Origin of the sequence: Mesorhizobium sp. WSM2561 (assembly GCF_000513915.1) — a bacterium.
GTDB classification, from domain to species: Bacteria; Pseudomonadota; Alphaproteobacteria; order Rhizobiales; family Rhizobiaceae; genus Mesorhizobium; species Mesorhizobium muleiense.
Genome location: NZ_AZUX01000016.1, coordinates 137,908 through 149,739 on the forward strand (window position 1 = coordinate 137,908; position 11,832 = coordinate 149,739).

An 11,832-nucleotide genomic window follows, 5' to 3' on the forward strand; every position below is an offset into this window, starting at 1 on the left:
GCAGACGATCGTCCGCATTGTGCGGTCGATCTTAAAGAAGGAGGAGAAAATGATGTTTCGGATACAACCCGCGATGCTGAAAATAGCCGCGGCCGCATGGTTGCTTGGCGCAACCGGCGCCATGGCGGACACCACGCTGGAATTCACCCAATGGTGGGAGCCCGAATTGCCGGCCGGCTCGCTCAGGGCAATCATGAATGACTTCGAGGCTGCAAACCCCGGAATCAAGGTGACGCTGGTCAGCGGCCCCTATGCGACCACGCGAGACCAGATCTCGGTTGGTGCTGCAACTGGAACGCTTAGCGACGTCGTCGGTCTCGACGGCGCCTGGGTGAACAATCTGAACGCGCAGAATGCGCTGGCCGACATGAACCCGATGATGGATGCGAGCGAGTTCGACCAGACCCAGGTCGCGGATATCATCAAGGTGGACGGCAAGGCGGTGATGTTTCCCGTGGCTTCGTTCGTCTATCCGGTCTTCGTAAACATGGATCTCGCCGCCCAGGCAGGCGTGACCAAGCTGCCGTCGACCCGCGCGGAGTTTCTCGAAGCCGCCAAGAAGATGACCCATGCCGACAAGAACCAGTATGGCTGGGTGCTGCCCTTGTCGCTGCAAACGCCGTCCGGTGTCCAGAACGACCTGATGTCGTGGGTCTGGGCCTCGGGTCAATCGATGATGGCTGACGGCAAGCCGGCTCTCGAGGGCAAGCCGGTCGTCGATATGCTCACCTTCGTCAAATCGCTGAACGACGCCGGCGTCATTTCGCCCGGCATTGCCACCAAGACCGAGCAGGAAAAGGTCGAGGAATTCGTGAACGATCGGGTCGGAATGATGATCGACTCGCTCGCGCATGTGAACCTCATTCGCAAACGCAATCCCAAGCTGAACTTCGACCTCATCCCCGTCCCGGTCGTGGAGAATTACAACGGCAAGCGCGGCCTTCCCTACGCCTCCTGGGGCATCGGCATCTCTGCGGCCTCAAAACATCAGGAGGAAGCCTGGAAGCTCGTCCAATATCTTATGAGTGAAAAGGTGAACGCCAAGCTCGTGACGCTTGCAAACGCCTTCCCGGGCAACGTCAATGCCAAGCCCGATTTCGTGACCTCGGACAAGGCTTTCGCCAAGGCTTTCGAAATCTTCAAGACCGGCTATCTCGCCAACGAGTTCACGGGTCTGCCGGTGGCTGAAGACCTGATGACCCAGTTCGACGTGGAAGCCCAGAAGATGCTCGCCGGCGAGCAGTCTCCGGAAGAAGCCGCAGCCAACGCTCAAAAGGGCTGGATGGCGAAATTCTGAGCGACCTGTTCCCCGTTGCTATCTTCCACCGGGTAGCCTGACTTAGGGCAGGCCACCCGTCAACAACGGATCGGCAATTTGAGATGGACCTCTTTCCGAAGCGCACCTTCCTCTTGAAGGCACATCCCAAGGGTGGCACATGACTCGGCAGAAGCGCTCCCACCATCGACTGAAACGAGCGGTCGCACCCTATCTCTATCTGTCACCCTCGCTCCTCATCATCGGCCTTCTGATGCTACTGCCGATGGTGACGGTGATTGGCTATTCGTTCCAGAACAGCGCGGTGCTGCGTCGCGACCCATCCTTTGCCGGACTGAAACACTACCACGCGATCTTTGCCGATCCGGTGTTCTGGGCCTCGCTGTGGCACACGCTCTACTTCACCTGCATGAGTGTCATCTTCCATATGACCATCGGCATGGTCTTCGCACTCATGCTGAACAGCGACCGCATCAATCCGACGCTGCGCAACATTCTGCGCGTGCTCTACATACTGCCTTGGCTGTTCACCGCGGTGATTATCGCCGTGATCTGGCGCCTCCTGCTCGAGCCGAACGGTGTCGTGAACAGCGTTCTCATGCAGATGGGCATCATCGGTTCCAAGGTCGAGTGGTTTTCCTCGACGGCGACCGCGCTGCACGCCGTCACCTTCGCCAATATCTGGGCGGGCTACCCGCTTTTCATGGTCAGCTTGCTCGCAGGCTTGCAGGGCATTCCCAAGGATTTCTACGAGGCCGCCGATATCGACGGGGCGAAGGCCTACCAGAAACTGATCTTCATCACCATCCCGCAGCTGATGCCGATCATCATCAGCATCTCGCTGCTCGACTTCATCTGGACCATGCAGGTCTTTCCATTGATCTGGATAACGACGGGCGGCGGTCCGATCTACTCGACCGAGGTCCTCAGCACCTACACGTACAAGCTGGCGTTTTCGAGCTACAACCTGTCGCAGGCGTCGGCGAGCGCCGTGGTCATCCTGCTGATCTCTCTCGGCCTGACGCTGTTCTACATCCGCTATCAAAAGGCTCGGTAGTCACCATGAGGAAAAGGCACACACCGAAAGACAGACTGATCACCGTCGCGCTCCATGTCGCGCTTGCCGCAGGGCTCTTTTTCGCGGCCTTCCCGATCTACTGGATGCTGAGCAGCTCGTTCAAGTCGAATACCGAAATCTTTGCCCTGCCACCAACCGTCCTGCCGAAGGCCTTCACGCTGGAAGCGTATGCGGCCATCCTTGGCGACCCGGTAAAGCTGCGCTTCTTCTTCAACAGCTACTTCGTGGCCGGAGCGGTGACCGTGCTGACGGTCCTGATCGCCTTGCTGGCGGCTTATGGGTTCAGCCGTTTCAATTTCCGCGGAAAGGGCAGCCTCAACACACTCATAATCAGCACGCAGACGATTCCGCCGATCACGCTTTTGATCCCCTTCTTCGGGCTTGTCGTCTCGTATGGCATCTTCGACACCTACGTCGCACTGATCCTGACTTACCTGGTGTTTACGCTGCCCTACGCGATCCTGCTGATGACGGGATATCTGAACACCTTGCCCCGCGATCTCGATGAAGCGGTGGCTGTCGACGGCGGCACCAGCTGGACCGCACTCTGGCGGGTGATCGTCCCGATTTCACTGCCTGGTATCGTGGCGACGTCGGTCTACACCTTCCTGTTGTGCTGGAACGAATTTCTCTTTGCGCTGACGCTGACGAAGTCAACGTCCATGCGCACCGTCCCGATCGGCATCCAACTTTTGATGGGGCAGCACGCCTTCGAATGGAACCAGATGATGGCGATGAGCGTGCTGGGCTCGCTACCGCTCTTGCTCATCTACCTCGTTGCCCAGAGGTTCTTCCTCGCCGGCATGACCGCGGGTTCGGTCAAGTAGGATGTCCCTCCCACGGAGAACCGATGGGGAAGGCCGCGCGTCGAAATCGATGGATTGGACCTTCTCTGCTAGCAGGCGATATCGCCGCGGCCTCGGGCGTCTTCATAGCGCCGCTGAATCGTGCTCGTGCTGTTCATCCAGCGCCACATCAACAAAGGGCTGACGCAGTGCGGCATCAAGGAATGAAAGCATGAAAGACCTGAAAGTCGGTTGCCAGACCTTCACCTGGGAAATGCTCGGAGAGCGTTTTACCGGTGGTCCCGACGATCTGCTTAAGGTGATCGCCGATGGCGGCTATGCCGGCATCGAGATCACCGACACGATGATCGGCCGCTATGCCGACAGGCCGGCGGAATTCGCCACGGCGCTAAGATCGGCCGGCCTCACCCTTGTTTCTTTCGCCTTCGGCTCGAAGAGCGGCTTTACGCTGATGGAGAGCATCGGCGCCGACCTCGAGACAGCGAAACGCTGGATCGATTTTGCCGCTGCCTTTCCAGGCGCGCTGGTTTCGATGGGCTCGGCCACCGTCGTGTCCGACGGCCCGCGTGACGACAAGTTTGCCATCGCGGCCGAGGTCTACAACAAGGCCGGCGAACTCGGACGCAAGGCCGGCGTCGACATCGCCGTCCATCCCAGTTCCCACCACAACACGCTGCTGTTCGACCGTGCCGACTACGATCGGATTTTCAGGCTGATCGACCCCTCGCTTGTCGGCTGGGTGCCCGATACCGGCCACATATTGCGCAGCCATCAGGACATGGCAGATACGCTCACCACCTACCGCGACCGCATCCGCTACGTGCATCTGAAAGACGTCGATGCCAGCGGCACTTGGGCGATGCTCGGCAAGGGCGTCTGCGATACCCAAGCGGTGATCGATATCGCCAGCGCCGCACCTCGTTTCAACGGCTGGCTGGTGCTGGAAGAAGAATCCGAGACTGCCGCCGCCGATCCGGCCGCCGCGGTCAAGACCAACCGCCAGACGATGCGCGGCTACGGCGCGTGAGGAAAAGACCATGATCCGGAAGCAAGACCGTCGCCTTCGTGTCGGCGTGCTCGGCTGCGGGCCGATCGCCCAATTCGCCCATCTCGAATCCTGCGTGAAGGCCGGCAACGCCGACCTCTATGCGATCTGCGATGCCGCCCCCGATCTTCTGGCGCGCATGGGCGCGACCTATGAACCCGAAAAAATCTATGGCGATTACGATGAGATGCTCGCCGACCCGCAACTGGAAGCGGTGATCGTGGCGACCTCCGACGCCTATCACGTGCCGATGTCGATCAAGGCGCTCGAGGCCGGCAAGCACGTGCTGTGTGAAAAGCCGATCGGCGTCTCGGTCGAGGAAGGCGAGATGCTCGCCGATGCGGTCCGGCGCTCCGGCAAGGTGCTGCAAGTCGGCCATATGAAGCGCTTCGACCCGGCACTGGAAGCAGCGCGCGATTTCGTCCGCGACGAGATCGGCGAGATCTTGGCGCTAAAAGCCTGGTATTGCGATTCCACTCACCGCTACACCAACACCGACGCGGTCCAGCCGCTGCCGGTCACCAGCAAGCTGGCGCGCAAGCCGGGCGGCAATCCGAAGGCCGATCTCAGGCAGTATTTCATGCTCGCGCACGGCTCGCACCTCGTCGACACCGCGCGCTTCCTGTGCGGCGAGATCGTTGCCGTGCGCGCCCGCCTCAACCAACGTTTCGGCGCCTATTGCTGGTTCGTCGAAACCGAGTTCGCCAACGGCGCACTCGGCCATCTTGACCTCACCGTGGCCGTCCGCATGGACTGGCACGAGGGTTTTCAGCTCTATGGCGAACACGGCTCGGTGATCGCGAAGACCTTCAATCCCTGGTATTTCCGGGCGAGTGAGGTCGATATCTTTCACGAGAAGGATGCAACGTCGCGAAGGCCGCTCGGCGCCGACGGGCATTTCTTCAGGCGCCAGCTCGAAGGCCTCGCCGAGACAATCCTTGACGGCAAGCCGATGCGCGGCGCCAACGTCGAGGACGGACTTGCCTCGATCCGCGCCATGGTGGCGATCGCCCGTTCGGTCGAAACCGGTGATCGCGTCGAGGTCGCTTCCGTAACGGGAGCGGTCTGATGCAGATCGGGGTGTTCGCCAAGACCTTCCCGGGCAGCGAGCCGGCTGGCGTGCTGGCAGCGGTCCGCGACGCGGGATTTGCCGTCACCCAGTTCAACCTTGCCTGCGCCGGGCTGCCGTCGATGCCGGATGCGGTGCAAAAAGACGCCATTGATGCCATCGCGGCCGCATCGAATGCTTGCGGTGTCGTCCTTGCAGCGCTCTCGGGAACCTACAACATGGCCCATCCCGCCAAAGCTGTGCGCGACGACGGCCTGCGTCGGCTTGGCGTGGTCATCAAGACCGCGGCAGAGCTTTCCGTTCCGCTGGTCACCTTGTGCACGGGAACGCGCAACGCGGACGATCAGTGGGCATATCATCCCGACAATACCGAGCCCTCGGCATGGGACGACATGGCGAGCGAGATGGAAAAGGCGTTGCAGCTCGCGGAGCGCCACGGCGTCGATCTCGGCATCGAGCCCGAACAGGCCAACATCGTCACCTCCGCGTCGGACGCGATGCGCCTCATCGCCGAGATGGGGTCGACACGGCTGCGCATCGTGCTCGATCCGGCCAACCTGTTCGAGCAGGCGAGCTCGGCCGAAGCACGCGCCATCGTCGCCGCCGCCGTCGAACGCACTGCGGGCCACGTCGCCATGGCGCATGCCAAGGACCGTTTCGCTGACGGCCGCTTCACGACGGCCGGCCGGGGTGTCGTCGACTTTGCGGATTTCGTCGCCAGGCTGAAAGCATCGGGCTTTGATGGGCCGCTGGTCACGCATGGCCTCTCGGCCGAACAGGCACCCAGCGTTGCCCGCTTCCTCAAAGGGCTGGTGTGATGGCGCGCCTGGCCACGCTGCTTCGCGATGACGCCGCGCTGCAAGTCTTCGACCATGGCGACGGGCTTGCGGTCATCTTTCAGCATGGGCTGGGCGGTGGCGACGCGCAGGTCGCCCAGGCCTTCCCTTCCGGGCCAGGCTTGCGGCGCATCACGCTGGAATGCCGCGGACACGGCGCCTCCGGACTGGGCAGCCGCCGGCCTTTTTCCCTGAGCATGTTCGCGGACGATGTTGTTGCCGCCGCCGATCAGGCCGGTCTCGATCGTTTCGTCGCCGCCGGTATTTCCATGGGCGCCGCGATCGCCATGCGCCTGGCGTGCCGTCATCCGGACCGCGTCGCGGGTCTTCTCCTGGTGCGGCCGGCCTGGATTTTCGACGACGCGCCGGTGAACCTGCTGCCGATCGCCGAGGTTGCCAGGCTTATCCTGGACCACGGCCCCGACAAGGCGAGGTCGATCTTCGCGCAATCGGAAACTGCCGCGCGCCTGCAGCGTGAAGCACCCGACAACCTTGCCTCGCTGATCGGCTATTTCGACCGGCCGGACGCCGCGCCATTCGCGCAGGTCCTCGCCGACATTGCCGCCGACGGCCCGGGCGTTTCGGCGAGTGACGCGGCGGTGCTTGGCATTGCCACGCTGGTCATCGGCAATGCCATGGATACGGTGCATCCGCTCTCGGCGGCCCTAAAGCTCGCCGCAGCCATTCCCGGCGCGACCTTTGCCGAAATCCATCCCAAGGCGCTCGACAGCGTCAGGCATTTCGCCGAGCTGCAGGCTGAGATCACGACCTTCCTTCTTACCTACTCGAATTTCCGGAGCCTCGTTCCGTCATGACGACCAAATCCTTGTCCGGTCCCGACGCCATCGCCGCCCTGCCGCGCAGCCGGCTGCTCGGCGAATTTTCCTTGTGGTCGGCCGATCTTGCCAATATGGAGCGCGACCTGAAGCGCATAGAACCCTATGTCGACCTCCACCACATCGACGTCGCAGACGCCCGCTTCACCCCCGGCTTCCTGTTCTTCCCGGATCTGGTGGCGCGGATCGCCGGGCTGACGGCAAAACCGATCCATGTTCACCTGATGGTCGAAGCGGAGATCGTCGAGGAGCAGGCGCGCCAGTTCATCGAGGCCGGTGCCGACCTGGTCAGTGTCCACGCCGAAAACGGCGAAGCCGGCCTGCGCGCCGTGCGGCTGGCGCATGCGCTCGGCGCCGAGGCCGGCGTGGTGCTCAGGCTGGAAACGCCGGTGGCCGCGGTCACGCCTTTCCTGTCGCAAGTGGCGTTTGTGACGCTTCTCGGCACATCCATCGGCGTCAAGGGCCAGAGCCTTTCCGAGCGGGCCTGCCCACGTTTGATCGAAGCGCGCGCACTGATGAGAAAAGCCGGTCGCGAGACCGACATCATCCTGGCTGCCGACGGCGGCATCCGCCACGAGACGGTGCCGCGCCTGCGCGCCTCTGGCGCCGAGACGGTGGTGCTCGGATCGCTGGCGTTCGGCGACCCCGACCTTGCGCAGCGCATGGCCTGGCTGCATGGATTGAGGGTCGCCGCCTGATGGCAAGACTGGCCCTCGCCTTCGATCTCGGCGGAACGGAGCTGCGCGGCGCGCTGGTCGAGAGCGACGGCGGCGTTGTCGCGCAGGTCTCGGCGCCGACGATGGCGATCGCGGGATCGGATGCGGTGATCGGCCAGATCATCGCACTGGCCGGGGCTCTTCTGACACAGCGCCCACAGGCGGATGTCGCCGGGATCGGCATCGGCGCGCCGGGACCGCTCGATCCCAAGGCCGGTATCGTGATCGCGCCGCCGACGCTGGCCGGCTGGCACGACGTGCCGTTGATCGACATTCTTGGCAAGCATTTCGGCCTGCCGGTGCGGCTGGAAAACGACGCTAACGCGGCCGCCCTTGGCGAATGGCGCTTCGGCGCCGGCCGAGGCAGCGACTCCCTGGTGTTCGTCACCGTGTCGACCGGCATCGGCGGCGGGGTCGTCGCCGACGGCCACATCTATCACGGCCGGCGCGGGCTGGCGGCCGAGATCGGCCACATGACCATCACCGGCGAGGGCGACCGCTGCTTCTGCGGCGCCGTCGGCTGTTTCGAGGCGGTCGCCTCCGGAACCGCGCTCGGGCGGCGTGCCACGGCACTGACCGCGCCGGGCGACGGCTCCCTGCTCAGGCGCCTTTCGGCCAACGGCGACGTTTCGGCCAGGCACGTCGTCGAGGCCGCACGTGCCGGCGATATCAGCGCGCTCGAGTTGATCGAGGTGGAGGCCAGATGGCTCGGCATCGGCTTCACCAACCTGCTTCATCTCTACTCGCCGGACCTGATCGTCATGGGCGGTGGCCTCGCCAACGGTTTCGACCTGCTGGCTCCAACCATCAGGGCAACCGTCGAGCAGCGGGCGATGCCAGCCTACCGGGATGTGCCGGTCGTGCCGGCGCAGCTTGGCGACCGCGCAGGACTGATCGGCGCGGCCAGCCTGATTCTGTGGGAAGGCGAACCGGGCGCGCCATTGCCGTCTACTTCCCGCAATGGTGATCGTTGATCTTGTTCAACGCGTTCGCGTCGGGCCCGACCCTGTGGTAGGAGCAGGCTCCTGCGGCTGTCGTGAACAACTGCTGGTCATAGTAGCGCGGGCCGCCGAACAGAATGTCGATGATGTTGCCTTCGGCGGGAACGTAGCGCTCGGGATCAGCCCGTTGGTCGCGATTTCCTGCGAGGGCCGAAGCGGACACGCTGCAGCCCGTCGCGAAAACGAGAGCAAGGATCGCAAAGCGTTTTGTTGTCATCGGCAATCCCTTCTGACGGTTCGGCTTCTCACCATACATGCAAAATCGCGAGGCGGACAAAAGTTCCCTCACCCTGGCCAGACCAGCTCAACCATATGACCTGTCACAATAGGTTTATCCTGCAGCGATAGGGAGAGCGTTCTCGTATCCGGCGCCGAGCCGGATCCGTCTCTTCACACGAAGTGGGGTTTTCCATGCGCAAGATCATTCTCGCTGCCATGCTTTTGGCATCCGCCATCGCAGGCGCTTCGGCTGCCGACGGCAAGCTGGTCGTCTACACCAGCCAGCCCAACACCGACGCCCAGCAGACCGTCGATGCCTTCATGGCGAAATACCCCGCAGTCAAGGTCGAATGGGTGCGCGATGGAACGCCGAAGATCCTGGCCAAGCTGCGTGCCGAAATCGAAGCCGGCCAGCCGCAGGCGGATGTGCTTCTGATCGCCGACGTCGTGACCATGGAAGGGCTGAAGAAAGAAGGCCGGCTGCTCGCCTATGCCGAGGCTGATGTCTCCGGCATCGAGGCTGCGCTCTACGACAAGGACAAGACCTATTTCTCGACCAAGCTGATCACCACCGGCATCGTCTACAACACCAAGGCGCCCTTCGTGCCGGCGAGTTGGGAAGATCTCACCAGGCCGGAGGCGAAGGGTCTTGTCGCAATGCCCAGCCCGCTGACCTCGGGTGCTGCAATGATCCACACCGTGACGCTGACCGGCAACCTGCCGCAAGGCTGGGACTATTATGACGCGCTCGCCAGGAACGGGGCTCAGGCAAGCGGCGGCAATGGCGACGTGCTGAAAGCCGTCAGCGGCGGCGACAAGCTGTTCGGCATGATCGTCGACTACATGCCCATTCGCGAGAAGGCCAAAGGTGCGCCCGTCGAGTTCGTATTCCCCAGGGAAGGTGTCTCGGCCGTCACCGAGCCGGTCGCCATCCTGTCCACGGCCAAGAACGCCGACGCCGCCAAGGCCTTCGTCGATTTCCTGCTGTCCAAGAACGGACAGCAGGCCGCCGCAAAAATGGGCTACATCCCGGCGCGCGCCGATATTGCCTTGCCGGCCGGCTATCCCGACCGCTCGTCGATCAAGGTGCTGGGTTACGATGCGGCCGCGGCACTCGCCAACGACGCCGCCAATAAGGAAAAGTTCGGCGCCGTGATGAGCCAGTAGCCAGCCCGTTACCCAGTGGTGTCGTCCGCGCCGGATATCCTCGCCGGGCGGTCCGCGTCGGCTCGGCTCCGGCCCGGCGTACGGGCCACATCAGGGTTTCGCGCGTCGGCGCTCGCCGTCCTGCTGGTCATCGCTCTGCTCAGTCTGCTGCCGATGGTCAGGCTTCTCGTCGCAGCCGTCGCGCCGGGCGGCGAACTCGATTTCGGCGCATTCGCCGACCGTTTGGCCAAGCCCGCCGCCTTGCGGGCGATGTGGCATACGCTGGATACTGCTTTCTTTGGCGCCGCGTTGGCGATCTGCCTCGGCAGCCCCTTTGCCGTCGCCATCACGATGACCGATCTGCCGGGACGAAAGCCGCTTGGCTTCCTGCTTTTGCTGCCGCTGATGATCGCGCCACAGGTTACCGCGTTGTCGTGGCTGCATCTGTTTGGCCCGTCCAGCACGCTTCTCGGCATGGTCGGTATGGCGCCGCCGCCGGGAACACCCAACCCAATGCTTGGCCGCAACGGCATCATCCTGCTTTACGCCGTCCAGCATGCACCGATCGTCTTCATCACGCTGCGGGCCGGACTTGCGCGGATCCCCCGCGATCTCGTCGAGGCGGCGAGGGCCTCCGGCGCCAGGCCGCTATCGGTGCTGTGGACCATCGTGCTGCCGGTCGTGCGTCCGTATATCGTGGCTGCGGCGGCACTGGCCTTCGTTTCGGGCGTCGGCAATTTCGGCATTCCCGCTTTGCTCGGAATGCCCGTCAACTATCTGACGCTGCCAACGCTGATCTATCAGGACCTGTCGAGCTTCGGGCCCGGTGTCCTGCCGCAGATCACGGCGCTGTCGGTACTGGTCGGGGCACTGGCGCTGGCCGGTGTTGCTTGCCAGTCGCTGGCCCTGCGTGGCGCCGCTCACCGCTTTACGTCAGGCACGCCGGCGCGTTTCGAGCTCGGGCGCTACCGCCTGTTGCTGGCCGGCCTCGGTTGGCTGGTGATCGGTTTCATCCTTGTGCTTCCGGCTTGCGCGCTGCTGGCAACGTCGCTCGTGCCGTCCTTCGGTGTGCCGCTGGGCTGGCAGACGATGACCGCGTCCAACTACGCCGAGGTTCTGGTCCGCCAGGCGTCAACCGTCCGTGCCTTCCGCAATTCCCTTCTGTTTGCCGGCAGCGCGGCACTGATCCTCGCCATCGGCGTCATACCGGTGACCGCCATCCTCGAACGGCTCGGCCGGCGTTGGCAGCGTCTGCTCGGTGGCATCGTCGACCTGCCCTATGCGGTTCCCGGCGTCGTGCTGGCCATTGCCTGCATCCTGTTGTTCCTGCGCCCGCTGCCGCTAGTCGGCAGCCTCTATGCAACGGCCTCGATTATCGTGGTCGCCTATGTGATGCGGTTTTTCACGCTCGCCTTGAAACCGGTGGCGACCGCGGTTGGCCAGATTTCACGCGATCTCGACGAGGCAGCGGCAGTGTCGGGAGCCGGCTCCCTTCGCCGGCTGGCATCCATAACCGCGCCGCTCGCAGCACCCGCGGCAGTGGCGGGCGGACTGCTCGTCTTCATGAGCGCGTTCAACGAGCTGACGGTCTCCGCCTTGCTCTGGTCGAGCGGCAACGAGACGTTGGGCGTGGTGCTGTTCAGCCTCGAAGAGGCCGGTCTGGGAACGCAGGCCGCCGCGATCGCCGTTTCCACGATTGTCGTCGTCGTCGTCCTGCTGCTTGTGCTCGACCGGTTCGGGCGGCGGCTTCCGGCCGGCGTCTTGCCCTGGCGGTAATGCATGTCGCCCAAAATCATGCCCTCGG

12 protein-coding genes are annotated in these 11,832 nt (G+C 63.5%); 11 read left to right on the forward strand and 1 reads right to left on the reverse strand.

What is annotated here, in order from left to right; genetic code table 11:
• The first annotated feature begins 49 nt into the window (after nt 1-49).
• The 9 genes from M727_RS0115445 (at nt 50) to M727_RS0115485 (ending at nt 8,636) form a co-directional block, all read left to right on the forward strand.
• Nucleotides 50-1,297: a sugar ABC transporter substrate-binding protein gene (locus M727_RS0115445; protein WP_023797146.1), complete on the forward strand. Its 1,248-nt coding sequence runs from the start codon at nt 50-52 to the stop codon at nt 1,295-1,297.
• A gap of 139 nt (nt 1,298-1,436) precedes the next feature.
• Nucleotides 1,437-2,333, forward strand: a complete 897-nt coding sequence (locus M727_RS0115450; RefSeq protein ID WP_027153440.1) for a sugar ABC transporter permease — start codon at nt 1,437-1,439, stop codon at nt 2,331-2,333.
• Between the two features lie 5 nt (nt 2,334-2,338).
• Entirely contained in the window at nt 2,339-3,181 is an 843-nt protein-coding gene (locus M727_RS0115455) for a carbohydrate ABC transporter permease (protein ID WP_023797144.1), read from the forward strand.
• A 190-nt stretch (nt 3,182-3,371) separates the two neighbouring features.
• A complete protein-coding gene (locus tag M727_RS0115460) occupies nt 3,372-4,187 on the forward strand; it encodes a sugar phosphate isomerase/epimerase (RefSeq protein ID WP_027153441.1) in 816 nt (271 codons plus the stop codon).
• A 10-nt stretch (nt 4,188-4,197) separates the two neighbouring features.
• The gene (locus M727_RS0115465; RefSeq protein ID WP_027153442.1) at nt 4,198-5,274 is read left to right on the forward strand and encodes a Gfo/Idh/MocA family oxidoreductase; all 1,077 of its coding nucleotides are present in this window, start codon (nt 4,198-4,200) and stop codon (nt 5,272-5,274) included.
• A complete protein-coding gene (locus M727_RS0115470; protein WP_027153443.1) occupies nt 5,274-6,092 on the forward strand; it encodes a sugar phosphate isomerase/epimerase in 819 nt (272 codons plus the stop codon). The genes M727_RS0115465 and M727_RS0115470 overlap by 1 nt, the downstream gene beginning before the upstream one ends.
• Nucleotides 6,092-6,925, forward strand: coding sequence for an alpha/beta hydrolase (locus M727_RS0115475; RefSeq protein WP_027153444.1), 834 nt, complete (start codon nt 6,092-6,094; stop codon nt 6,923-6,925). Before M727_RS0115470 ends, M727_RS0115475 begins: the two co-directional genes overlap by 1 nt.
• On the forward strand, nt 6,922-7,644 hold the full coding sequence (locus M727_RS0115480; protein WP_027153445.1) for a ribulose-phosphate 3-epimerase: 723 nt from the start codon (nt 6,922-6,924) through the stop codon (nt 7,642-7,644). The genes M727_RS0115475 and M727_RS0115480 overlap by 4 nt, the downstream gene beginning before the upstream one ends.
• Nucleotides 7,644-8,636 (forward strand): ROK family protein, encoded by a 993-nt coding sequence (locus M727_RS0115485; RefSeq protein ID WP_036262320.1) that lies wholly within the window; start codon nt 7,644-7,646, stop codon nt 8,634-8,636. The genes M727_RS0115480 and M727_RS0115485 overlap by 1 nt, the downstream gene beginning before the upstream one ends.
• On the opposite strand, the gene M727_RS0115490 is transcribed toward M727_RS0115485, so the two are convergent.
• Entirely contained in the window at nt 8,611-8,880 is a 270-nt protein-coding gene (locus tag M727_RS0115490; RefSeq protein WP_027153446.1) for a hypothetical protein, read from the reverse strand. The two genes, M727_RS0115485 and M727_RS0115490, sit on opposite strands and share 26 nt — an antisense overlap.
• Before the next feature lie 194 nt (nt 8,881-9,074).
• On the opposite strand from M727_RS0115490, the gene M727_RS0115495 reads away from it, so the two are divergent.
• Together M727_RS0115495 and M727_RS0115500 are read left to right on the forward strand one after the other, a co-directional pair.
• Nucleotides 9,075-10,049: an ABC transporter substrate-binding protein gene (locus M727_RS0115495; RefSeq protein ID WP_027153447.1), complete on the forward strand. Its 975-nt coding sequence runs from the start codon at nt 9,075-9,077 to the stop codon at nt 10,047-10,049.
• A 153-nt stretch (nt 10,050-10,202) separates the two neighbouring features.
• Nucleotides 10,203-11,804 (forward strand): iron ABC transporter permease, encoded by a 1,602-nt coding sequence (locus M727_RS0115500; RefSeq protein WP_036262333.1) that lies wholly within the window; start codon nt 10,203-10,205, stop codon nt 11,802-11,804.
• The last annotated feature ends 28 nt before the right edge of the window (nt 11,805-11,832 follow it).

Coding starts and splice junctions, on each gene's coding strand:
- M727_RS0115455 (WP_023797144.1), top strand. CDS start 2,339: ATGAGGAAAAGGCACACACCGAAAGACAGACTGATCACCGTCGCGCTC.
- M727_RS0115465 (WP_027153442.1), top strand. CDS start 4,198: ATGATCCGGAAGCAAGACCGTCGCCTTCGTGTCGGCGTGCTCGGCTGC.
- M727_RS0115500 (WP_036262333.1), top strand. CDS start 10,203: ATGGTCAGGCTTCTCGTCGCAGCCGTCGCGCCGGGCGGCGAACTCGAT.
- M727_RS0115490 (WP_027153446.1), bottom strand. CDS start 8,880: ATGACAACAAAACGCTTTGCGATCCTTGCTCTCGTTTTCGCGACGGGC.
- M727_RS0115470 (WP_027153443.1), top strand. CDS start 5,274: ATGCAGATCGGGGTGTTCGCCAAGACCTTCCCGGGCAGCGAGCCGGCT.
- M727_RS0115475 (WP_027153444.1), top strand. CDS start 6,092: ATGGCGCGCCTGGCCACGCTGCTTCGCGATGACGCCGCGCTGCAAGTC.
- M727_RS0115460 (WP_027153441.1), top strand. CDS start 3,372: ATGAAAGACCTGAAAGTCGGTTGCCAGACCTTCACCTGGGAAATGCTC.
- M727_RS0115495 (WP_027153447.1), top strand. CDS start 9,075: ATGCGCAAGATCATTCTCGCTGCCATGCTTTTGGCATCCGCCATCGCA.
- M727_RS0115450 (WP_027153440.1), top strand. CDS start 1,437: ATGACTCGGCAGAAGCGCTCCCACCATCGACTGAAACGAGCGGTCGCA.
- M727_RS0115485 (WP_036262320.1), top strand. CDS start 7,644: ATGGCAAGACTGGCCCTCGCCTTCGATCTCGGCGGAACGGAGCTGCGC.
- M727_RS0115445 (WP_023797146.1), top strand. CDS start 50: ATGATGTTTCGGATACAACCCGCGATGCTGAAAATAGCCGCGGCCGCA.
- M727_RS0115480 (WP_027153445.1), top strand. CDS start 6,922: ATGACGACCAAATCCTTGTCCGGTCCCGACGCCATCGCCGCCCTGCCG.